The sequence below is a fragment of the Pedococcus cremeus genome (assembly GCF_900111375.1).
Lineage (GTDB): Bacteria > Actinomycetota > Actinomycetes > Actinomycetales > Dermatophilaceae > Pedococcus_A > Pedococcus_A cremeus.
Genome location: NZ_FOHB01000003.1, coordinates 293,285 through 315,174, shown reverse-complemented (window position 1 = coordinate 315,174; position 21,890 = coordinate 293,285). Strand labels below are relative to the sequence as shown.

General features: G+C 72.7%; 23 protein-coding genes and 1 riboswitch. Of the genes, 10 read left to right on the top strand and 13 right to left on the bottom strand.

Annotated features, from left to right (window positions below; translation table 11 throughout):
* Positions 1-876 (top strand): DNA-formamidopyrimidine glycosylase family protein, encoded by an 876-nt coding sequence (locus BMW78_RS07510; RefSeq protein WP_091757954.1) that lies wholly within the window; start codon positions 1-3, stop codon positions 874-876.
* A gap of 22 nt (positions 877-898) precedes the next feature.
* Here the strand turns inward: BMW78_RS07510 and BMW78_RS07505 are convergent, their stop codons facing one another.
* The 5 genes from BMW78_RS07505 to rimO all read right to left on the bottom strand — a co-directional run bounded on the left by BMW78_RS07505 (position 899) and on the right by rimO (position 4,596).
* The gene (locus tag BMW78_RS07505) at positions 899-1,486 is read right to left on the bottom strand and encodes a GrpB family protein (RefSeq protein WP_091757953.1); all 588 of its coding nucleotides are present in this window, start codon (positions 1,484-1,486) and stop codon (positions 899-901) included.
* Positions 1,487-1,496: 10 nt separating this feature from the next.
* A complete protein-coding gene (locus BMW78_RS07500) occupies positions 1,497-1,796 on the bottom strand; it encodes a helix-turn-helix domain-containing protein (protein WP_174238399.1) in 300 nt (99 codons plus the stop codon).
* Positions 1,797-1,937: 141 nt separating this feature from the next.
* On the bottom strand, positions 1,938-2,441 hold the full coding sequence (locus tag BMW78_RS07495) for a CinA family protein (RefSeq protein ID WP_091757950.1): 504 nt from the start codon (positions 2,439-2,441) through the stop codon (positions 1,938-1,940).
* Positions 2,442-2,446: 5 nt separating this feature from the next.
* Complete coding sequence (locus BMW78_RS07490) at positions 2,447-3,094, bottom strand: CDP-alcohol phosphatidyltransferase family protein (RefSeq protein WP_245735719.1); 648 nt, start codon at positions 3,092-3,094, stop codon at positions 2,447-2,449.
* Positions 3,091-4,596: a 30S ribosomal protein S12 methylthiotransferase RimO gene (rimO, locus tag BMW78_RS07485; RefSeq protein WP_091757948.1), complete on the bottom strand. Its 1,506-nt coding sequence runs from the start codon at positions 4,594-4,596 to the stop codon at positions 3,091-3,093. The genes BMW78_RS07490 and rimO overlap by 4 nt, the downstream gene beginning before the upstream one ends.
* Before the next feature lie 32 nt (positions 4,597-4,628).
* Here rimO and BMW78_RS07480 point away from each other — a divergent pair, with 32 nt between their 5' ends.
* Positions 4,629-5,846, top strand: a complete 1,218-nt coding sequence (locus BMW78_RS07480; RefSeq protein ID WP_091757946.1) for a dipeptidase — start codon at positions 4,629-4,631, stop codon at positions 5,844-5,846.
* 5 nt (positions 5,847-5,851) lie between these two features.
* Here BMW78_RS07480 and BMW78_RS07475 read toward each other — a convergent pair whose 3' ends face one another.
* The 5 genes from BMW78_RS07475 to BMW78_RS07455 all read right to left on the bottom strand — a co-directional run bounded on the left by BMW78_RS07475 (position 5,852) and on the right by BMW78_RS07455 (position 11,412).
* Positions 5,852-6,511, bottom strand: coding sequence for an ion channel (locus BMW78_RS07475; RefSeq protein WP_091757944.1), 660 nt, complete (start codon positions 6,509-6,511; stop codon positions 5,852-5,854).
* Between the two features lie 38 nt (positions 6,512-6,549).
* Complete coding sequence (locus BMW78_RS07470) at positions 6,550-7,854, bottom strand: multidrug effflux MFS transporter (RefSeq protein ID WP_245735718.1); 1,305 nt, start codon at positions 7,852-7,854, stop codon at positions 6,550-6,552.
* Between the two features lie 84 nt (positions 7,855-7,938).
* Positions 7,939-8,142, bottom strand: coding sequence for a DUF6186 family protein (locus BMW78_RS07465; RefSeq protein WP_091757942.1), 204 nt, complete (start codon positions 8,140-8,142; stop codon positions 7,939-7,941).
* Complete coding sequence (locus tag BMW78_RS07460; protein WP_143056179.1) at positions 8,139-8,642, bottom strand: hypothetical protein; 504 nt, start codon at positions 8,640-8,642, stop codon at positions 8,139-8,141. The genes BMW78_RS07465 and BMW78_RS07460 overlap by 4 nt, the downstream gene beginning before the upstream one ends.
* 76 nt (positions 8,643-8,718) lie before the next feature.
* Complete coding sequence (locus BMW78_RS07455; protein ID WP_091757938.1) at positions 8,719-11,412, bottom strand: DNA translocase FtsK; 2,694 nt, start codon at positions 11,410-11,412, stop codon at positions 8,719-8,721.
* A 445-nt stretch (positions 11,413-11,857) separates the two neighbouring features.
* A riboswitch (SAM riboswitch) is annotated at positions 11,858-11,970 on the top strand.
* A 49-nt stretch (positions 11,971-12,019) separates the two neighbouring features.
* On the opposite strand from BMW78_RS07455, the gene BMW78_RS07450 reads away from it, so the two are divergent.
* The 4 genes from BMW78_RS07450 to BMW78_RS07435 all read left to right on the top strand — a co-directional run bounded on the left by BMW78_RS07450 (position 12,020) and on the right by BMW78_RS07435 (position 15,804).
* On the top strand, positions 12,020-13,429 hold the full coding sequence (locus BMW78_RS07450; protein ID WP_245735717.1) for an aminotransferase class V-fold PLP-dependent enzyme: 1,410 nt from the start codon (positions 12,020-12,022) through the stop codon (positions 13,427-13,429).
* Positions 13,430-13,728: 299 nt separating this feature from the next.
* Positions 13,729-14,685, top strand: a complete 957-nt coding sequence (locus tag BMW78_RS07445) for a GlxA family transcriptional regulator (protein WP_091757935.1) — start codon at positions 13,729-13,731, stop codon at positions 14,683-14,685.
* Positions 14,686-14,782: 97 nt separating this feature from the next.
* Positions 14,783-15,406: a hypothetical protein gene (locus tag BMW78_RS07440; RefSeq protein ID WP_091757933.1), complete on the top strand. Its 624-nt coding sequence runs from the start codon at positions 14,783-14,785 to the stop codon at positions 15,404-15,406.
* Complete coding sequence (locus BMW78_RS07435; RefSeq protein WP_245735716.1) at positions 15,403-15,804, top strand: hypothetical protein; 402 nt, start codon at positions 15,403-15,405, stop codon at positions 15,802-15,804. Before BMW78_RS07440 ends, BMW78_RS07435 begins: the two co-directional genes overlap by 4 nt.
* A 24-nt stretch (positions 15,805-15,828) precedes the next feature.
* On the opposite strand, the gene BMW78_RS07430 is transcribed toward BMW78_RS07435, so the two are convergent.
* Positions 15,829-17,514: a ribonuclease J gene (locus BMW78_RS07430; protein ID WP_091757931.1), complete on the bottom strand. Its 1,686-nt coding sequence runs from the start codon at positions 17,512-17,514 to the stop codon at positions 15,829-15,831.
* A complete protein-coding gene (dapA, locus tag BMW78_RS07425; RefSeq protein ID WP_091757929.1) occupies positions 17,511-18,401 on the bottom strand; it encodes a 4-hydroxy-tetrahydrodipicolinate synthase in 891 nt (296 codons plus the stop codon). The genes BMW78_RS07430 and dapA overlap by 4 nt, the downstream gene beginning before the upstream one ends.
* A gap of 138 nt (positions 18,402-18,539) precedes the next feature.
* Here dapA and BMW78_RS07420 point away from each other — a divergent pair, with 138 nt between their 5' ends.
* The 4 genes from BMW78_RS07420 (at position 18,540) to BMW78_RS07405 (ending at position 20,744) form a co-directional block, all read left to right on the top strand.
* Entirely contained in the window at positions 18,540-18,866 is a 327-nt protein-coding gene (locus BMW78_RS07420; protein ID WP_091758279.1) for a TfoX/Sxy family protein, read from the top strand.
* Between the two features lie 66 nt (positions 18,867-18,932).
* Positions 18,933-19,742 (top strand): thymidylate synthase, encoded by an 810-nt coding sequence (locus BMW78_RS07415; RefSeq protein ID WP_091757927.1) that lies wholly within the window; start codon positions 18,933-18,935, stop codon positions 19,740-19,742.
* Positions 19,743-19,783: 41 nt separating this feature from the next.
* Positions 19,784-20,251: a dihydrofolate reductase gene (locus BMW78_RS07410; protein WP_091757925.1), complete on the top strand. Its 468-nt coding sequence runs from the start codon at positions 19,784-19,786 to the stop codon at positions 20,249-20,251.
* Position 20,252: 1 nt separating this feature from the next.
* Positions 20,253-20,744, top strand: a complete 492-nt coding sequence (locus tag BMW78_RS07405; protein ID WP_091757924.1) for a hypothetical protein — start codon at positions 20,253-20,255, stop codon at positions 20,742-20,744.
* 28 nt (positions 20,745-20,772) lie between these two features.
* Here BMW78_RS07405 and paaE read toward each other — a convergent pair whose 3' ends face one another.
* Positions 20,773-21,888, bottom strand: a complete 1,116-nt coding sequence (paaE, locus tag BMW78_RS07400) for a 1,2-phenylacetyl-CoA epoxidase subunit PaaE (protein ID WP_091757922.1) — start codon at positions 21,886-21,888, stop codon at positions 20,773-20,775.
* Positions 21,889-21,890 lie beyond the last annotated feature (2 nt).

Sequence of the window (21,890 nt, the reverse complement as noted above, 5' to 3'; positions counted from 1 at the left end):
GTGCCCGAGGGTGACACCGTCTGGCGGACGGCGACCCGGCTGCACCAGGCGTTGGCCGGCCAGCCGCTGACCACGTGGGACCTGCGCTGGGGCGAGCTCGCCACCACCGACTACGTGGGAGCGACCACGCTCGAGGTCGTCAGCCGGGGCAAGCACGTCCTCCAGCGCCTCGACGCCGGGGTCACCCTGCACTCGCACCTGCGGATGGAGGGCCAGTGGCGGATCGAGGAGGCGGCCGCACTGACGTCGCGGCAGCGGTCCAACCCACAGATCCGCGCGCTGGTCGGCACCGAGCGCTGGGCCGCCCTGGGGCTCCGGCTCGGCATGCTCGACCTCGTGCCGACCGCGTCGGAGGACACCCTGGTGGGCCACCTGGGCCCGGATGTCCTCGGCCCGGACTGGGACGCCGACCGGGCCGTCGCGCACCTGCACGCCGCGGGGCAGACACCCATCGGCGAGGCGATGCTCGACCAGCGCAACCTCGCCGGTGTCGGCACCCTGTGGGCCAGCGAGTCACTCTTCCTCCAACGGCTGAGCCCGTGGACGGCGGCCGGTGACCTCGACGAGAAGGTGCTCGCGGCCCTCGTCGAGCGGGCGCACCGGCTCATCGACACCGCCCGCCACCACGCGGTGCAGAGCAGCACCGGGGTGCGCCGTCTCGGCGAGACCAGCTACGTGCACGGCCGCTCGGGGCGGCCGTGCCGGCGGTGCGGAGGCCCGGTGCGGGTCGCCATGATCGGCGCGGCGCCGCAGGAACGCACCATGTTCTACTGCCCCCGCTGCCAGGGCGGCCTCGGGCCGACCGATGACGGGAAGCCGCAGACCCCGTTGGGCTCCAGCTCCCGAGGCAGGGCCAAGCCGTACCGGCGCGTCTGACGCCCCGGGGTCGGGGCCGCCACTAAGGCGTCGACGGCGCTCCGGCCCGGGCGAGGATCGTCTCCACCACCTCGGTCTTGGCGTCCGCGTAGTCCTGCACGAACCGCCACCGCCGCGACGCCAGCTCACGCTTGGTCGCGGCATACCGGTCCCGGTCCTCGGGGTGGCTGCGCAGCCAGTCACGGAACATCCGCATCCGCGCGACCTCCGGGTCCGCCACCCCGGGTGAGAAGACGTGGACGTTGACGTCGTGCGGGTCCCCGTCGGCACGGCGGCGGGCCACCACGCGGTGCTCCAGCCAGTCGGGCTCACGGACGCGCAGGTGGTAGCCGGCGGCGAGCAACGCGGGCAGGTACGCCGGTTCGTCAGCGGAGTCGGGCACGAGCAGGAGCACGTCGATGACCGGCTTGGCGGGCAGCCCGGGCACCGACGTGGACCCCACGTGCTCGACGGACAGGGCCGTGCGCCCGAGGGCGCTGCTGATCGCCGCCCGCTCCTGGTCGAAGAGGTCGGGCCAGACGGGGTCGGGGTCGACGACCACGACCGGCACGGCATACGGCTCGGTCGGGACGACCAGCCCCGTCGGCGGAGGTGGGTCTGCGGGGGTCACCCGGTGGGGGTCAGGCGGCGGAGGCCGAGACCAGCGCCTGCTGCGGCACCGGCAGCGAGACCGGCGCGGTCAGCGCCTCGGACTCGGCGACCCGCTCCGAGACGTGGCCGAGCACCTCGGAGAGGGGGACGCGCAGGGCCGTGCAGATGGAGGCGAGCAGCTCGGAGGAGGCCTCCTTCTCGCCCCGCTCCACCTCGCTGAGGTACCCGAGCGAGACCGACGCGGCGGCCGAGACCTCGCGCAGGGTGCGTCCCTGGGCCTGGCGCTGCTCGCGGAGCACGTCACCCAGTTCACGACGGAGCAGGATCACAGCGCCTCCTTCACAGCTGCCCGGCCCGATGCTGGCACCCACGTTACCGCGCACGACCGACGGCGCGCGCGCAGGTTTCCGCAACAGGGGCGCGGCCCGCAGGCCGCGCGTCCCGGTGCCACCGTGTGCATCACGTCCACCTCAACGGCCGGGGGCCGGGGATTCTTCCGCGTCGGCGAGCGCGTCCCGGAGCAGCTCGAGAGCGGCCCGGACCGCGGCGGCCCGGATCGCGGGGCGGTCGCCGTCGAAGTGGTGCTCGTGGACCCTGGACCCGCCGGGCCCGGCGACGGCGACGTAGACGGTGCCGACGGCGGCGCCGTCCTGCGGGTCCGGGCCCGCGACGCCGGTGGTGGCCACACCCCAGTCGCTGCCCAGGACCCGGCACGCGGACCTGGCCATCTGGCGCGCGACGCCGGCGTCGACGGCCCCGACCCGCTCCAGCAGGTGGTGGTCGACGCCCAGCACCGAGGCCTTGACGTCGGTGGCGTAGCTGACCACCCCGCCGCGCAGCACCGCCGAGGCTCCCGGCACGTCGGTGACCGCGGCACACACCAGCCCGCCGGTCAGCGACTCGGCGCACGCGAGGGTCTCCGCCCGGCGCTTGAGCACGGCCACGACGTCGGCGGCCGCAGGCGCGTCCGTCATCTCCCTCACCCCCGTTTGGCGGCACGCGCGCGCTTGCGCAGCGCGCGTTCACTGGTCTGGCGCAGGCGGTGCGCCTTCACCACGTAGTCGATCCCGGTGACCACCGTGACCGCGACGGCCAGGGCCATGGTGGCCCACGCCGCCGCGGTCCACGCCGTCGCGAGCGGGAAGGTCCACAGCGGCAGCGTGAACAGCGTCAGGGTGACGCTCTGCAGGAAGGTCTTGAGCTTGCCGCCCCGGCCGGCCGGCATGACTCCGTGCCGGATCACGAAGAAGCGCATCAGCGTGACGCCCCACTCGCGCACGAGCACCAGGACGGTGACCCACCACCACAGCTCGCCGAGCAGCGACAGCCCGACGAACGCCATACCCATCAGTGCCTTGTCGGCGATCGGGTCGGCGACCTTGCCGAAGTCGGTGATGAGCCCACGGCTGCGGGCGAGGTCGCCGTCGATGCGGTCGGTGGCGATGGCGAGCACGAAGACCCCTGCCGCCCACCAGCGCAGGGTCGCGTTGTCGCCGCCCTGCGACAGCAGCAGCCACCCGTAGACCGGAACCATGCAGATCCGCAGGATCGTCAGGGCGTTGGCGACGTTCCACGCGCTCGGCGGCGGCTTCGGCGTGGGGTCGAGCAGGTGGTCGTGGGCCGTCACAGAGGCTCCGCGACCAGGTCGATGCCGTCGGTCCCCACCACGGTCGCCCGCACGGTGTCGCCCACGGCGACGCCGGGGCAGTCCGCGACCTCGAGCAGGGTCACCCCGTCGACGTCGGGGCCCTGGTGCAGGGCGCGCCCGACGACCTGCCCCTCCTCCTCGTCGACCTCCTCGACGAGCACCTCGACGGTCTCGCCGACGCGCTCCTCGGCGCGCTGGACGTTCAGCTCCTCGATGAGCGCGGTGAAGTGGGCGACCCGCTCGGCCACGACGTGCTCGGGCACCTTGTCGCCGTAGCCCTCGGCCTCGGTGCCGTCCTCGTCGGAGTAGCCGAAGACGCCCACGACGTCGAGGCGGGCAGCGACCAGGAACGCCTCGAGCTCGGCGAGGTCGTCCTCGGTCTCGCCGGGGAAGCCGACGATGACGTTGCTGCGGATGCCCGCGTGCGGCAGGCGACGACGGACGTCGTCGAGCAGCCCGAGGAACGCCTCCCGCCCACCGAACCGGCGCATCCGGCGCAGCAGCGGGGCGGAGGCGTGCTGGAAGGAGATGTCGAAGTACGGCACGACGCCCGGTGTGCCGGCCATCGCGTCGAGCAGTCCGGGACGGATCTCGGCGGGCTGCAGGTAGGAGACCCGGACGCGCTCGATGCCCTCGATGCCGGTCAGCTCGGGCAGGAGCTTCTCGAGCAGGGCGAGGTCGCCGAGGTCCTTGCCGTAGGAGGTGGAGTTCTCGCTGACGAGGAACACCTCCTTGACGCCGCGGGCGGCCAGCCAGCGGGCCTCGGCGACGATGTCGGTCGGCCGCCGCGAGACGAAGGCGCCACGGAAGGAGGGGATGGCGCAGAAGGCGCAGCGGCGGTCGCAGCCGCTGGCGATCTTCAGGGGCGCCCAGGGCCGCCCGTCGAGCCGGGCGCGGATGACCCGCGGACCGGACGCGGGGGCCGGGCCCTCGACGGTCACGTCGGTCGGCTCCAGCTCGAGGAAGGACTGCTCGGGGGACGACTGCTCGGGGGAGGTCGGGTCGCCGTGGCCGGGCAGCGCCACGGACCCGGCACCGCCCTGGCGCTGCACCGGCGACAACGGCAGCAGCCGGCGCCGGTCCGATGGCGTGTGGGAGGCGGGCCGCTCCCCCGCCAGGATGTTCTTGAGGTGGCCGGACATGTCGGCGTAGGAGTCGAAGCCCAGCACGGCATCGGCTTCCGGGAGCTCGGCCGCGAGCTGCTCGCCGTAGCGCTCGGCGAGGCAGCCGACGGCCACGACCGCCTGGGTGCGCCCCTCGCCCTTGCGCGACGACGCCTCGAGCAGCACGTCGATCGAGTCCTTCTTGGCCTGCTCGACGAACCCGCACGTGTTGACGACGGCGACGTCCGCGTCCGCGGCGTCGTCGACGAGGATCCACCCCTCGGCGGACAGCCGGCCGGCGAGCTCCTCCGAGTCGACCTCGTTACGGGTGCACCCCAGGGTGACCAGGGCGACGCTGCGTGAGGCGGTGGAGCTCATGCGCCCACTCTAGAGGTGGATAGGGTCCGTCCATGAGCGCCGCCCCCGTCGCCCCGTCCGCCCGGATCCGTGCCCTCCTGGAGCGCCAGCCGGTGCTCGACGGCCACAACGACCTGCTGTGGGAGGCCCGCGAGCGGGTGGGCTACGACTTCGACCGGCTCGACATCGGTGCCGGCTCGACGCCCACCCACACCGACCTGCCGCGGCTGCGTCGCGGCGGAGTCGGCGCGCAGTTCTGGTCGGTCTTCGTGCCCGCCTCCCTCACCGGCGACGACGCCGTCAGCGCCACCCTGGAGCAGGTCGACGCCGGGCACCAGATGGTGGCCCGGTATGCCGCGGAGCTGGCGTTCGCGCGCACCGCGGACGAGGTCGAGGCGGCCTGGGCGTCCGGGCGCATCGCCTCCCTGCTCGGGGCCGAGGGCGGTCACTCGATCAACTCCTCGCTGGCCACCCTGCGGATGCTGCACGTGCTCGGCGTGCGCTACCTGACGCTGACGCACAACAGCAACGTCCCGTGGGCCGACTCCGCCACCGACGCGCCAGTGATCGGCGGCCTCTCCCGCTTCGGGGTGGAGGTCGTGCGCGAGATGAACCGCATCGGGATGCTGGTCGACCTCAGCCACGTCTCGGCCGACACCATGCGCGACGCCCTGCGCGCCAGCGAGGTGCCCGTGGTGTTCTCGCACTCCTCGGCTCGGGCCGTGTGCGACAACCCCCGCAACGCCCCCGACGACGTCCTGGCGTCGCTGCGCGACAACGGCGGCGTCTGCATGGTGACCTTCGTGCCGAAGTTCGTGAACCCGGAAGCGGCGGCGTGGCACGCCCAGGCGGTGGCCGACGCGGAGTCGCAGGGCATCAGCCAGGCGGACGCCGCGGCCTTCTCCCCCTTCTACCGCGAGTACCGCGCCCGCAACCCCGAGCCGCCGGCGACCCTCGACGACGTCGTGCGGCACTGCGAGCACGTCCGTGAGGTGGCCGGGGTCGACCACGTCGGGGTGGGCGGGGACTACGACGGTGTGGAGGTGCTGCCGCAGGGCATGGGTGACGTCACGGCATACCCGGCCCTGCTCGAGGCGCTCGCCGAGCGCGGCTGGTCGGACGACGACCTCGGCAAGCTCACCAGCGGCAACATCCTGCGGGTGATGCGCGAGGCGGAGTCGGGTGCCCGCGCCCTCCAGCAGCAGCGCGGCCCGAGCCTGGCGACCATCGACGAGCTCGACGGCGCCCAGGCTTCCCCGGCCGGCGCCTGAGGCCCTCAGCGCCCCTTGAGGACGGTGAGGCTGACCACGCGCGAGATGATCATCGCGACGTAGAGCACGCCGGTCACCTGCTCGACCATCGCGAACGAGCGCGCGTGGGGCATCACGGGGTAGATGTCGGAGAGCCCCACGCTGGTGAGGGTGGCGAACGAGAGGAACAACAGGTTGGGGAACGCCTGGAACCCCTCGCCCTGGAACGACACGAAGGAGTTGGGCCACACCACCTGCACGGCCATGAAGGCGTAGGCGAACGCCCAGGCCACCACGGTGAAGTTGGCCCCGACGGCGAAGATCTCGTCCCGGGTCACGAAGGTGTCGTCGAAGAGGTAGCGCACGAGACCGTAGGCGGTGTAGCCGTAGAAGAGGGCGTGGAGCACCGACGACCACAGGCGGATGACGTCGTTCGTCGGGTACAGGCCCTCGAGCACGGTCAGGACCACGACGGGGATGCCGAGCAGGATGGCCACCCAGGTCAGTGCCGGGGTCGCCCGCACCGCCCAGACGGCCACGGCCAGCACGAAGATGCCGAAGATCCCGAGCACCGCGCGGCCGGCCGGGGTGTCACCCGTGAACGGGTAGGCCAGGACGGCGATCAGCTGGGCCGCCAGCAGCACGCCGGAGGGGTGCTGCCGGACGGTGGTCATCCACTGCGACATGGCGGACACCCTAGGGTGTCGGCCGGGTCAGTCCTTGGTCAGTCCTCGGCCAGCGAGCCGCGCAGGGTGAGGGCCGCGACGACCGCAGCTCCCGTCGCGGTGGTCGCCATGACGGCGGCCATCGGCACCGCCGAGCCGGAGCCGAGCGCACCGATCACCGGGGCCGCTGCGCCCCCGATGACGAACTGCGAGGCGCCGAGCAGGGCTGCCGCGGTGCCGGCCGCCTCGCCGTGCCGGGTCAGGGCCAGCGCCGGGGTGTTCGGCAGGGTGAGGCCGCAGGCGAAGAGCAGGAACCACAACGGCCCCAGGATGAGCGGCAGGCCCCCGAACCCGGTCGCCGCGGCGGCCAGCAGCGCCAGGGCCGCCATCGCACCGAGGGCCACCCCGGCCCGCACGATGTCCCGCGGGCCGAAGCGGCGCAGCAGGAGCGGGTTGAGCTGTGAGCCGGCGAGGAAGCCGAGCGAGTTCAGGCCGAAGGCGAGGGCGAACTGGGTGACGCTGAGGCCGTAGATCTGCTGGAGCACGAACGACGAGCCGCCGATGTAGGAGAAGAGCGTCGCGAACATCAGGCCGGAGATGAGCACCAGCCCGACGAAGGTGCGGTCGCGCAGCAACGAGCCGTAGGTGCGGAGCACGGGCAGCAGCTCGAGGCGACGCCGACGCTCCGGCGGCAGCGTCTCGCGCAGCATGAGGGTCGCCACCGTGACGAGCACCAGACCGCCGAGGGAGACGAGGCCGAAGACGCCGCGCCACGAGGTGTGCGCCAGCACCGCGCCACCGATGGTGGGCGCGACGATGGGGGCGATGCCCATGACGAGCATGAGCCGCGAGAGCAGGGTGGCGGCGGCCGAGCCGGAGAACAGGTCGCGCACCGTGGCCATCGCGACGACGGAGACGGCCGCGTTGCCCAGGCCCTGCACCACGCGGCCGGCGGTGAGCAGCCCGACCGTGGGGGCCATCGCGCAGGCCAGCGAGGCCACGATGTGCAGCGCCAGGCCGGCGATCAGCGGCCGGCGTCGCCCGACCGCGTCGGCCAGGGGCCCGACGAGCAGCTGCCCGAGGCCCAGCCCGAGCAGAATGCCCGTCAGCGTGCCCTGCACCTGCGACTCCGTGGCCGACAGCTCACGGGCGATGGACGGCATGGCCGGCAGGTAGGTGTCGATGGTGAGCGGCCCGATGGCGATGAGCGCACCCAGGACCAGCACGAACTTCACGTACGAGCGGCCGCGGGGTGCCTCGACCATGACGGGCCGCTGGAACCGGCCGCGTGGGCCGCGAGCCTGCGCCGCTTCGGGCTCCTGGGGCGTCAGCTCGGAGGTCAGCTCAGTCGTCGGCGCAGTCACGTGGGTGGCCAACGCGCCCGAGTGGCCTCACTATTCCGTCGGTGTCACCCCTTGGACGTATGCCGTGCCGGGAGGTCGTCCGGCTCACCCCGCGAGCAGGAAGTGCCACCCCAGCCACCACCACATCAGGACCAGGACCAGCTGCCCGGCGCGTGTGCGGGCCGCGTGCTGCACGACGTCGGACACCCGCGGCACCAGCCCGGGCCACCGCCACGCGACCAGGGCGACGACCGCGAGGCACGCCGTCAGCGCGGCATACCCGGCCGCCGTCAGGGCCCCCGACGTCACGGCTCGTTCCCCCGCTCCGACAGCACACGCACCAGGGCCCATCCCACCAGGACCCACGCCACCGTGACCCCGGCACGGACCAGCCGGCCGTCGAGCAGCGGGTCGACCAGGGCACTGAGGGTGGGGTGGTCGAGGTTGTCGGTGTGCGGGTCGGGCTGGGTGAGGAAGTTCGCCAGCTCGAACAGAGCTCCCGCCAGGAGCGGCACGGCCCAGACCCACCCCCGGCGCGTCGACGTCCGCGGGAGCGGCCCGCCCGCCCCGGCCCGCAGCACGACGGTCAGCGCCGCGACGCCGACGGCGGCCAGGGCGAGCTCCACGGCCGGTGACGTCCGTGGCTGGGCGGCCACCACGAGTCCGGCGAGAGCTGCGGCGAGAGGGACCGGCCACCGTCGGCACAGCCACCGCGGTGGCCTGCGGGTCGACAGGTCCTGGCGGCGCAGCACCAGGATGAGGACCGCCGTGCCGAGGAAGACCACCACGTCGACGACGTTGGCCCTCACGACGTGCACCACTCCGCCGCACAAGACGATCCCGAGCGCGGGGCCGGGCCGAGCCCGCTCGCGCTCCGGTGGACGCTCAGTCCCGGCCGGTGAGCTCCCAGGCGTCCTGCGACTCCTCGACCTCCTCGACCCCGGCGAACTGCGCCGCCACGGGGTCGTTCGCGTAGCGCGGGTCGCCGCCGACGGCATACGCCTGGATCGGCACCTCTCCCGTGGAGTCTGCGCCGTCCTCCTCCACGGCCTCCTCGTCGACGACGGGTGCCGGCTCGGGCACGTCCTCGCCGCGCATGAGCGCCAGGGTGGTCGGCAGGTCGTCGGGCTTGACGAGCACGTCGCGCGCCTTGGAGCCCTCCGAGGGGCCCACGACCCCGCGGGACTCGAGCAGGTCCATGAGGCGACCCGCCTTGGCGAAGCCGACCCGCAGCTTGCGCTGCAGCATCGACGTCGACCCGAACTGCGTCGTGACCACGAGCTCGGCGGCCTGCAGCAGCAGGTCGAGGTCGTCGCCGATGTCGTCGTCGATCTGCTTCTTGGGCGCCGCGACCGCGACGTCCTCGCGGTAGTTCGGCTTCAGCTGCTCGGTGACGTGCTTGACCACCGCGTGGATCTCCGACTCGGTGACCCACGCGCCCTGGACGCGCATCGGCTTGCTCGCGCCCATGGGCAGGAACAGCGCGTCACCCTGGCCGATGAGCTTCTCGGCGCCGGGCTGGTCGAGCACGACGCGGCTGTCGGCGAGGGACGAGGTCGCGAACGCCATGCGGCTCGGCACGTTGGCCTTGATGAGACCCGTGACCACGTCGACCGACGGGCGCTGGGTCGCCAGCACCAGGTGGATGCCGGCGGCGCGGGCGAGCTGGGTGATGCGGACGATCGACTCCTCGACGTCACGCGGCGCGACCATCATGAGGTCGGCGAGCTCGTCGACGATCACCAGCAGGTACGGGTACGGCTGGATGACCCGCTCCGAGCCCGGCAGCGGCTTGACCTTGCCGGCCTTCACCGCCTTGTTGAAGTCGTCGACGTGCTTGAACCCGAACATCGCGAGGTCGTCGTAGCGCGTGTCCATCTCGCGGACGACCCACTGCAGCGCCTCGGCGGCCTTCTTCGGGTTCGTGATGATCGGCGTGATGAGGTGCGGGATGCCCTCGTAGGCCGTGAGCTCGACGCGCTTGGGGTCGACGAGCACCATGCGCACCTCGTCCGGTGTGGAGCGCATGAGGATCGAGGTGATCATCGAGTTGACGAAGCTCGACTTGCCCGCGCCCGTGGCACCCGCCACGAGCAGGTGAGGCATCTTGGCGAGGTTGGCGATGACGTAGCCGCCCTCGACGTCCTTGCCGACACCCATCACCATCGGGTGCTCGTTGTTGCGCGCGGCCTGGCTGCGCAGCACGTCGCCGAGGCTGACCTTCTCGCGGTCGGTGTTGGGGATCTCGATGCCGATCGCGGACTTTCCCGGGATCGGGCTGAGGATGCGCACGTCGGCGGAGGCCACGGCATACGCGATGTTCTTGGAGAGCGCGGTGACGCGCTCGACCTTGATGCCGCTGCCGAGCTCGACCTCGTAGCGGGTGACCGTCGGACCGCGCATGAACCCGGTGACCTGGGCGTCGATGTCGAACGAGTCGAGCACCTGGGTGAGCGCCTCCACGACCCGGTCGTTGGCGGCGCTGCGGGTCTTGTGCGGCGAGCCCGGCTCGAGGATCGCGTTGTCGGGCAGCGTGTAGGTGATGTCGCCGGCGAGCGCGAGCTGCTCGACGCGCTGGGGCAGCGGCGTGGTCGGCGGCGCCTCCAGCCCGGGCTTCACGTCGACCGCGGGGCTGGTGGCCGCGCCACCGGGCTCCTTCGTCGCCGTGGGCGCGAGGACGCCGGGGGCGGTGGGCCGCTTCTGCCCGGGGCGCAGCCGCTTGCCGTCGGGGGCGACGACCGCAGCCTGCTCGAAGGGCTCGTCGCCGCTGAGGTTGCCGTCGGCGTCGAGGAGCGGCTTGCGCCGCTGGCGCTTGGGCTTCTCCTCCGCGGCCGGCGGCTCCTCGACGGGGCCGTCCCGGTGCAGCAGGTGGTCGCGCAGCTCGGCGAGCCGCTCGGGGATCATGTGCACCGGCGTCGCGGTGAGCACGAGGAGCCCGAAGAAGCCGAGCATGAGCAGGATCGGCACGGTGCCGTAGACGCTCACCGCGGCCTCGAGCGGGCTGGAGGCGAGGAAGCCGATGATGCCGCCGGCGTCACGCATCGGTTCGGCGCCGTCGGGCGGCTGCGGGATGCCCTGGGCGACGTGGACCAGGCCGGAGGCGGCGAAGGCCAGCGCACCCAGCCCGATGCCGATGCGCGAGTTGGCCGACGACTCCTCAGGGGCGCGCAGCAGGCGCAGGCCCAGGAAGAGCAGGGCGAGCGGCACGGCATACGCGACCCGACCGAAGGTGCCGGCGACGACGGCGTGCACCACGTCGCCCACGACGCCGTTGAACGCCCACCACTCGCGGGCGGCGACCACGATGGCCAAGCCGATGAGGGCGAAGCCGAAGCCGTCACGGCGGTGCTCGGGCTCGAGCTCGCGGGCGCTGTGACCCACCCGGCGCACGGCGCCACCGGCCACGTGGGCCATGCCCATCCAGGTCCCCCGGATCGCACGCAGCGGCAGCGGCAGCCCGCCGCCCTTGGCCTGGCCGCGCGGGGCCGCCTTCTTCGTGGCGGGCTTGCGGTTGGCCGGGCGCGTGGAGGTGCTGCGACTCGCCGACGAGCGCGCGGAGGTGGACGGACGTGTCGCCATGCTTCTCACGGTACGCGATGACCCCTTCGGGCACACGCGTCACACGCGCCACAGGGAGCGTTTCTTCGGCCTGTCGGCCTCCCCCGAACGGCTGAGGAAGGTGGCGGGATGCTGCCATTTCCGCAGGTCAGGCCACGCGCGTACGGACGGCCGTGACACGCTGGTGCCTACGTCTGGCGGGGCCTGCGTCGACGCCCTGGCGGGGGCGTCGACGCAGGGGACCAGCCACACACGCGTCGCGAGCCCGTCCGCACTCGGGCACGGAGCCCACCGGCGGGCCATGGGCCCCGCCCACGCTCGGGCCACTTCCGCGCCGACACGGGCCGCTCTCAGCACGACACCGCGCGAGACGGGCTGGACTCGCCCCATGGGTGGGTCTCAGATCCCGGGACACGGCGCCCACCTGGTGGCACCGGGCGCGGATCGCCCGCTACGGTTCCGCACAGGTCATGAGTGCCAGCGCACAGCCCCGGCTTGCTGGCCAGCAACCCTCCTCCGCGGTGGGGTGCTCCGGGTGACGACCGGGCCACCTGCGCCCGCAGGTGGCAAGCGCGGACCCGCGGCCATGTCGCTTCTCGGGTCCACCGGACCCTCGAGGAGAGATCCCGTGTCTATCGCCAGCACCAGCCGCCGCAACCACCCCGCCTCCGGGCGCAGCCACGACCGCCGCCACCTGCGCCCGGTGTCCGGCGCGTCCTTCGGCACGCCCGTACCCCTCGCCGAGCTGCCTGCCGTGGTCTCGGCGGACCTCGGGGTGCCGACCGTGCACCGCACCGTGGTCGACTACGCCAACCTCGACCACGGTGCCTCCACTCCGGCCCTCGTCTCGGTCAAGCATGCAGTCGACACCGCGCTGCGCACCTACTCCTCGGTGCACCGGGGCAACGGCTACGCCTCGCGCGTGACGAGCCGGTGGTACGAGGAAGCGCGCCAGGAGGTCCGCCGCTTCGTCGGGGCCCGGGACGGCGACCACGTGGTCTTCACCCGCAACACCACCGACTCCTTCAACCTGCTCGCCCGCGCGCTCCCCCGTGAAACCGAGGTCTTCGTCTTCGAGGCCGAGCACCACGCGACACTGCTGCCCTGGGCCAAGGGGCGCACGACCCGGCTGCCCGTGCCCGGCAGCCTCGCCGACGCGCGTGCCCTGCTGGCACAGGCCCTCGAGCAGTCCACCGCCCGGAACCGCCTCGTCGTGCTCTGCGGCGCCTCGAACGTGACCGGCGAGCTGTGGCCGGTGCGTGAGCTCGCCGACGTCGCACGTCGGCACGGCGCCCGCGTAGCCCTCGACGCCGCGCAGCTCGCCCCGCACCGCGCGGTCGACCTCGACGCCCTCGGCGTCGACTACGTCGCCTTCTCCGGCCACAAGCTCTACGCGCCGTTCGGCGCGGGTGTGCTCGCGGGACGCGGTGACTGGCTCGACGCGGCGGCGCCATACCTCGCCGGCGGGGGCGCCACCGCGGCGGTCACCGAGCTCGGCACGACCTGGCAGCGAGGTGCCGCGCGGCACGAGGCCGGCTCCCCCAACGTGATCGGCGCCGTCGCGCTCGCGGCCGCCTGCGCCGCGCTCACCGAGCACCGCGACGCCGTGGAGGCGCACGAGGCGGCGCTGGGCCGCCGACTGGCCGAGGGCCTGGCCGCCATCGACTGCGTCGAGACCTACTCGCTGTTCGCCGCCGACCACGAGCGGGTGCCCGTGGCGGCCTTCACGGTCGAGGGGCTCGACTCCTCACTGGTGTCGGCGGCCCTCTCGGCCGAGCACGGCATCGGGGTGCGGGACGGCAAGTTCTGCGCCCACCTGCTGGTGGACGCCCTGCTCGACGACCCGTATGCCGCGGGGCCGGCGACCGCCGTCCGCGTCAGCCTGGGGCTGGCCAACACCCCCGAGCACGTCGAGCGCTTCCTGGCGGCGCTGGCGTCACTCGCGGCGGAGGGACCCGCGTTCGAGTACGAGCACGGCCCGGACGGGTGGACACCCGTGGCGGACCCGCGCGACCTGGAGCTGCCGCGTCCCTGGTGAGGCGCTGGACGGTCCGGCGGGGCGCCTGACCCGTTGCGTGCGCCGCGAACGCGTGACCCGTTGCGAGCCGCGAAACGCGGGACCCGGCGGCGACGGGTCAGGACCAGCGGTGCTGGCGGTCGCGGTCGAAGCGGGTGTCGACCCCGTAGATCGGGGCCAGGATGGCGATGGTGACGAGGATGGCGATGACGATGAAGGAACCCATGGCAGATATCGTGCGCCTGACCTGATCCCTGCCACGAGTGGCAGAAATGCCATGACCCGTAGATTTTCTGCCAACGCTGTGGCAGCCTGAGCCCATGCTGCGCAACGTGGCCGTGCCGCTGGTCAACACCGTCTCCCCGTTCGAGTTCGCCGTCGCCTGCGAGGTGTTCGGCATCGACCGCAGCGAGCAGGGTGTGCCCTCCTTCGACTTCGCGGTGTGCAGCCAGGAGCCGGGGCGCCCGGTCGCGACCGCGATGGGCTTCACCCTCACCGCGGAGCACGGGTTCGACCGCCTTGCCGAGGCCGACCTCGTCGTGGTCCCCGCCTCCGGTCCGCGCCACGGCGGCATACCCGAGGCGTTGGCCGAGCAGCTGCGGGCCGCCGTCGAGCGCGGTGCCTGGGTGATGTCCCTGTGCAGTGGCGCCTTCACGCTGGGGAAGGCGGGCGTCCTCGACGGCAGGCGGGCGACGACGCACTGGATGCACACCAGGGAGCTGGCCGAGGACTTCCCGGAGGTCGACGTCGTCCTCGACGTGCTCTACGTCGAGGACGGCAACGTCATCACCTCCGCCGGCACGGCAGCCAGCATCGACGCGACGCTGCACCTGGTGCGCAAGGAGCTCGGCGCCGCGGCGGCCTCCACCATCGCCCGGCGCATGGTCGTCCCACCCCAGCGCGACGGCGGCCAGCGGCAGTACGTCGAGGCCCCGCTCCCGGCAGTCGAGGCAGACTCGCTCCAGCCGGTGCTGGAGTGGGCCACCGAGAACCTCTCCGCCGACCTGTCCGTCGAGACCCTGGCCCGACGGGCGATGATGTCCGAGCGCACGTTCGCCCGCCGCTTCCGGGCCGAGACGGGGGCCACCCCGCACGCCTGGGTGACCACCCAGCGCGTGCTGCTGGCCCGTCGCCTGCTGGAGGACACCGACGCCTCCGTGGAGCAGGTGGCCAGCCGCACCGGGCTGGGCACGGCGGCGATCCTGCGCCACCACTTCACCCGCCAGGTCGGCACCACGCCGCAGGCCTACCGGCGCACCTTCCGCTGCGCCAGCTGAGCGCCTGGCGACCTGAGGCCGGCAGCTTCGGACCTGAACCTCCTGACATGAAGTCTCAGGGCTTCATCTAAAGCAGTTCATGCTCTAGGCTTCACCTGTGTTCGTCCTCACCGCAGACCAGAAGCGCAGCACCCGCCACGGCGACCGGGTCCCGGAGGCCCTCGCCGCGCTCGGTTCCGTCCTCGGCAGCGGCGACGGGTCCGGTGTGGCACTGCCCTTCGAGCGCACCGTCGGCGACGAGATCCAGGGAGTGCTCAACTCGCCGGCCGCCGCGGTGAGGGCCGTGACCGCCCTGGTGCGTCTGGGCAGCTGGCGCGTCGGCCTCGGTGTGGGCCCGGTGGACCTGCCCCTGCCCGCCTCCACCAGGGCCGCGTCGGGTCCGGCCTTCCTGGCCGCCCGGGAGGCCGTGGAGGCGGCTCGCTCCTCCCCCGCCGACCTCCGGGTCCTCCGGGGTGACGGTGCCCACCACTACGGTGAGGCCGAGCGGGCGCGACAGGCCGAGTCGGCCCTGTGGGTGCTGACGGTGCTGCTGCGCCGCCGGACCTCGGAGGGATGGGAGATCGTGGACATGGCGGAGACGGGCCTGTCGGGCAGGGACATCGCCGGACGCCTCGACATCTCTCCCTCCGCTGTGAGCCAGCGGCTGGGCCGAGCGGCCTACCAGGAGGGTCGCCGCGGCGCCGAGCTGGCCGAGGCCCTCCTCGCCGAGGCGGACGCGTGAGCCTGACCGTGGCAGGGGTCCTGGCCGTGGTCATCCTCGCCGTCGTCGCGGTCGCCGGTGGAGGCCTGCTCACCACCCTGGTCTTCCGACAGGTCGACCGCGGCGACCACGTGGCTCCCACCGACGAGGTGGACTCGGTGGAGGCCGCCCAGCAGATCCTCCGCGGCGGCGCCTGGATCGGCGCCCTGGAGCGGACCGCGATCTACGCCTCCATCGTGGCCGGCTGGCCGGAGGGCATCGCGGTCGTGCTGGCCGTGAAGAGCCTGGCCCGCTACCCCGAGCTGCAGGCGGGCAAGAAGTCGGCGGCAGCCGAGCGCTTCATCATCGGCACCTTCGTCAGCACCCTCTTCGCGTGCGCCTGCGCCGGCCTGGCCGTGTGGTTCCGAAGGAGCCTCTGACCAGGCCGGCGCAGCCACGGGACGTCAGGCCTCGATGACGACCGGGATGATCATCGGGCGGCGCCGGATCTTGCCACCGACCCAGCCGCCGACCGCACGCCGCACGACCTTCTCCAGCTGCTGGGTGTCGGCCACGCCCTTGCCGGTCGCCTCGGCGAGCGCCTGCTCGATCTTCGGCCGCACCTGGTTGAAGATCTCGTCGTCCTCGGCGAAGCCTCGGGCGTGGATCTCCGGCCCGGCCGCGATCTTCCCGGTGGCGGCGTCCATGACGACGATGACCGAGATGAAGCCCTCGTCGCGCAGGATGCGGCGGTCCTTGAGCAGCGCCTCGTCGAACTCGCCCACCGACGAGCCGTCGACGTAGGTGTAGCCGCACGGCACGGCGCCGGCGATGGTGGCCCGCCCGTCGACGAGGTCGACGACCACGCCGTCCTCGGCGAGCACGACGTTGTCGCGGTCGACGCCCGTCTGCACGGCCAGCTCGGCGTTGGCGACCAGGTGGCGCCACTCGCCGTGGACCGGCATGACGTTGCGCGGCTTGACGATGTTGTAGCAGTACAGGAGCTCGCCGGCACTGGCGTGGCCCGAGACGTGCACCCGCGCGTTGCCCTTGTGCACGACGTCGGCGCCGAGGCGCATGAGCCCGTTGATGACGCGGTAGACCGCGTTCTCGTTGCCGGGGATGAGCGAGGAGGCCATGAGCACGGTGTCGCCCTCACCGACGTCGATCCGGTGGTCGCGGTTGGCCATCCGCGACAGCGCCGCCATCGGCTCACCCTGTGAGCCGGTGCAGATGAGCACGACCTGGTTGTCGGCGAAGTCGTCGAGGCGCTTGACGTCGACCAGCACGCCGTCGGGCACGTGCAGGTAGCCGAGGTCGGCCGCGATGGTCATGTTGCGGACCATCGAGCGGCCCACCATCGCGACCTTGCGGCCGGCCTTCTCCGCGGCGTCGAGCACCTGCTGCACGCGGTGCACGTGCGAGGAGAAGCAGGCGACGATGATGCGGCGGCGGGCGTGCCGGAAGACCTTGTCGATCGCCGGGGCGATGTCCTTCTCGGGGGTCGTGAACCCCGGCACCTCGGCGTTGGTGGAGTCGACCATGAACAGGTCGACGCCCTCCTCGCCGAGACGGGCGAAGGCGCGCAGGTCGGTCAGCCGGCCGTCGAGCGGCAGCTGGTCCATCTTGAAGTCGCCGGTGTGCAGGATCGTCCCGCCCGGGGTGCGCACGAACACCGCGAGGGCGTCGGGGATGGAGTGGTTGACGGCGACGAACTCGCAGTCGAAGACGCCGAGCTGCTCACGCATCCCCTCCTTGACCCCGAGGGTGTAGGGCGTGATCTTGTGCTCGCGCAGCTTCGCCTCGACGAGGGCGAGGGTGAGCATCGAACCGACCAGCGGGATGTCGGGCTTGAGCTTCAGCAGGTAGGGCACGGCGCCGATGTGGTCCTCGTGGCCGTGCGTCAGCACGATCGCCTGGACGTCGTCGAGCCGGTCCTCGATGTACTCGAAGTCCGGCAGGATCAGGTCGACGCCGGGGTGGTGGTCCTCGGGGAAGAGCACGCCGCAGTCGATGACGAGCAGCTGGCCGTCGTGCTCGATGACGGCCATGTTGCGGCCGACCTCGCCGAGGCCACCGAGGGCGACGACGCGGACGCCGCCCTTGGGCAGCGCGGCAGGTGCGGGGAGCTCGGGGTGGGGATGGCTCACATGAGTCCTGACGTGTCGAGGCCGCCACGGACAGCGGCAGCCTGTTCGGGGGTGGCTTCGACCAGGGGCAGGCGCACCGCGGCGGAGTCGAGCACGCCGATCTCCTTCAACGCGGCCTTGGCCATGATGGCGCCCTGGGTGATGTTCATGATGGCGTCCACGGCGGGAACGACCTGTCGGTGCAGCTCGCGCGCCCGCGCGAGGTCGCCCTTGTCCACCGCGGCGACCATCTCGGCATACACCTCGCCGGCCACGTGGCCGACGACGCTGACCACACCGGTGGCGCCGTTGGCGAGGTGGGAGAGGTTCATGACGTCGTCGCCGGAGAACCAGAGCAGGTCGGTCTCGGACATGACCTTGGTGGCCGCCCAGAGGTCGCCCTTGGCGTCCTTGACGGCCCGGATCCTCGGGTGGCGGGCAAGCTCGAGGAGCGTCTCGGTGGCGAACGGGATGCCGGAGCGGCCGGGGATGTCGTAGAGCATCACGGGCAGCCCCGTCGCGTCGGCGACGGCGGTGCAGTGGGCACGCAGGCCCGACTGCGGCGGCTTGTTGTAGTACGGGGCCACCACCAGCAGGGCGTGCGCACCGGCGGCCTCCGCGGCGCGCGCCAGCTCCACCGAGTGGGCGGTGTCGTTGGTGCCCGCGCCGGCAGTCACACGAGCCCGGTCGCCGACCACCTCGACGACGGCACGGATGAGGTCGACCTTCTCCGCGTCCGTGGTCGTGGGCGACTCCCCCGTGGTGCCGTTGACGACGATGCCGTCGTGGCCGTGGTCGATCAGGTGCTGCGCCACCCGCTGCGCGGCGTCGAGGTCCAGGCTGCCGTCGGATCGCATCGGGCTCACCATCGCCGTCACGACGCGGCCGAAAGGAGACGCAGAAGTCATGGTGGACAGGCTATCGCGGGCCGACCACAGCCCCGGTATGCCGTTCCGGCCGTGGACGGCCGCGCCTCACCGTGGTGCCGAGGGCCGCCCGTCGTGAAGGACCTGCCCGGCGTCGGTGGCCGGTGCGACACTTCGGCCATGGCCTACGACGAGGAGCTGGCGGACCGGCTGCGCGAGGCGCTCGGAGCAGAGCCCGGTCTCAGCGAGAAGCGCATGTTCGGAGGCCTGGCCTTCCTCGTCGAGGGGCACATGGCGGTGGCGGCCAGCGGCCAGGGCGGCCTGATGGTGCGCGTCGACCCGGCCACCAGCGAGGAGCTGGTCGACGGGGCGCTCGTCGACCGGGTCGTGATGCGGGGCCGGGAGATGGACGGCTGGCTGCGCGTCGCCAGTGCCGCCGTCGACGACGACGAGGCGCTGCGCGCGTGGGTGGTGCGCGGGGTCGCGGCGGCGCGCGCGCTCGGGTAGCGACGACGACCCGGCTCGCCGCGGACGGTGCGGCGGTCCGGCGCGGGTCCCGCGTAGGCTGACGACGTGCGGCAGTACCTCGACCTCCTCGACCACGTCATGACCCGCGGGGTCGACAAGTCCGACCGGACCGGTACCGGCACCCGCAGCGTGTTCGGCTACCAGATGCGCTTCGACCTCTCCGAGGGCTTCCCGGTGGTGACCACCAAGAAGCTGCACCTGAAGTCGATCATCGGCGAGCTGCTGTGGTTTCTCCGCGGGGACACCAACGTCAAGTGGCTCCAGGACCGCGGCATCACCATCTGGGACGAGTGGGCCGACGAGAACGGTGACCTCGGGCCGGTCTACGGCTACCAGTGGCGGTCCTGGCCGACCCCCGACGGCCGGCACGTCGACCAGATCGCGAAGGTGATCGAGTCGATCCGCACCAACCCCGACTCGCGGCGCCACATCGTCAGCGCCTGGAACGTCGCCGACGTCGACTCCATGGCCCTGCCGCCCTGCCACACGATGTTCCAGTTCTACGTCACCCCGGAGCGGGACGGACAGCGGGCCACGCTCTCGTGCCAGCTCTACCAGCGCTCCGCCGACATCTTCCTGGGCGTGCCGTTCAACATCGCCTCCTACGCCCTGCTGACCATGATGGTCGCGCAGGTCTGTGACCTCGAGCCCGGCGAGTTCATCCACACCCTCGGTGACGCCCACCTCTACTCGAACCACTTCGACCAGGCCCGTGAGCAGCTGACCCGTGAGCCGTTCCCACTGCCGCAGATGCGCATCGCCCCCGGCAAGCAGATCGACGAGTTCGACCTCGAGGACTTCGAGCTCGTCGGCTACCAGGCCCACCCCTCGATCAAGGCGCCGATCGCGGTCTGAGCGCAGGCAGCGCACGGGGACCACGCGGCATACTGCGTGGCATGACCCGCGTCACGCTCCTCGCCGCCCTCGGCCGCAACCGCGTCATCGGCCGCGGCGGCGGGATGCCGTGGCACCTCCCCGAGGACCTCAAGCACTTCAAGCACACCACCATGGGCCACCCCATGGTCATGGGCCGCAAGACGTTCGAGTCGATCGGGCGTGTGCTGCCGGGTCGCCGCACCATCGTCATCACGCGCCAGGCGGACTGGCACCACCCGGACGTCGAGGCCGCCCACTCGCTGCCGGAGGCGCTGTCGCTGGCCGGACCGGGTGACGAGGTCTTCGTGGTCGGAGGCGGCGAGGTCTACCGCGAGGCGATGCCCTTCGCGCAGCGGCTGGTGCTGACCGAGGTGCGCGACTCCCCCGAGGGCGACACGTTCTTCCCCGAGTGGTCGCACGAGGAATGGCGCGAGGTCTCGCGTGAGCCGCACGAGCGCTTCGACATCGCCACCTACGAACGGGCCTGACGTGTCCGAGGCGCGGCGGGCCGGCCCGCTCGCTGCACTGTCGGTGCTGGGTGCCGGCGCGGGGTGGGGCGCCCTCACGGGGGCGGCCGCCGGCGCTCTCGTGGTGTTCCTGGGCGCGGACGAGCCCGGTGCCGCCGACGTCCCCGGGGCGGTCGCGCTCGGCCTGCTCTTCGGCGCCCCCACCGGTGCGCTCCTTGGGCTCGGGCTGTCGCTGCTGCCGGCCGGGGTGGCCGCGTTCGCGCCGTCTCCCCGGTGGGCCCGGTGGGCCGCCGTCGTCGCCTACGCCCCGGTGGCGGTCCTCATGGTCGCTGCCCAGTTCAACGATGGGGTGCAGGGGCAGGAACCGTATGCCGCGGTCTTCGTCACCGCCGCGCTGTTCGGCCTATGGCGGTGCCGGCGCAGCGCGGCCGTCGCCGTGGAGCGGGTGGCCCGGCACCGTGCCGCGCCGCGCGTCACACCCCCGGGCGTTCCGCTGGAGGAACCGAGCCTCTAGCTGACCCGCCGCGGCCGGTCTGGCGCCGTCAGGCGTCGTAGTCGAGCGAGACCTCGTCGGTGACGGGGTGGCTCTGGCACGCGAGCACGATGCCGGCCGCCACCTCGTCGGGCTCGAGCGCGTAGTTGCGGTCCATGCGCACCTCGCCGGCCACGACCCGCGCGCGGCAGGTGCCGCAGACCCCGCCGGTGCACGAGTAGGGCGCATCGGGTCGTGAGCGGAGCGTCGCGTTGAGGATCGTCTCCTCGCGGCTCGGCATCTCGATCCGCGTCGTGCGGCCGTCGAGGTTGACCGTCACGACCGCCTCCGGCGGCGCGCCCTCCTCGACAACGACCTCCTGGCGAGGCGCCTCCTGCTCCGCGACGTGGAAGATCTCGTGGTGGATGTGGTGTGGGTCCACCCCCGCCTCGGCGAGCAGCTCCTGGGCGCCGGTGACCATGCCGTAGGGCCCACAGAGGTACCACTCGTCGACGGTGTCGACCGGGGCGAGCACCTCGAGGATGCGCCTGATGCGGTCGGGGTCGAGCCGTCCGCTGAACAGCTCGACGTCCTGCGGCTCGCGGGAGAGCACGTGCACGAGCTGAAGCCGCTCCGGGTAGCGGTTCTTCAGGTCGGCGAGCTCCTCGAGGAACATGACCGACGACGTGCGGCGGTTGCCGAAGAGCAGGGTCACGCGGGACTCGGGCTCCTCCTCCAGCGCCGCGGAGATGATCGCCAGCACCGGGGTGATGCCACTGCCGGCCGCGATCGCCAGGTGGTGTCGGCTCGTGCCCGGCTGCGGCGGGCAGGTGAAGGAGCCCAGCGGCGTCATGACGTCAAGGACGTCGCCCCGCTGCACGGAGTCGTTGAGCCAGTTCGACATCCGGCCGCCGGGGACCCGGGCCGACGCGACCCGCACAGTGCCGGTGGCCGCAGCCTCCGACGGCGCGAGGCAGATGGAGTACGACTGGCGCACCTCCTCGCCGTTGATGCTCGCGCGCAGGGTCAGGTGCTGCCCCGGGGCGAAGGCGTACTCCTCCCGCAGCTCCTCCGGCACGTCGAAGGTGACCGCGACGGCGTCGTCGGTCAGGCGCTCCACGTCCGCCACCGTGAGGGCGTGGAACTGCGCCCGCCGGCGAGTGGGACGGGTGACCAGAGCTGCCATCA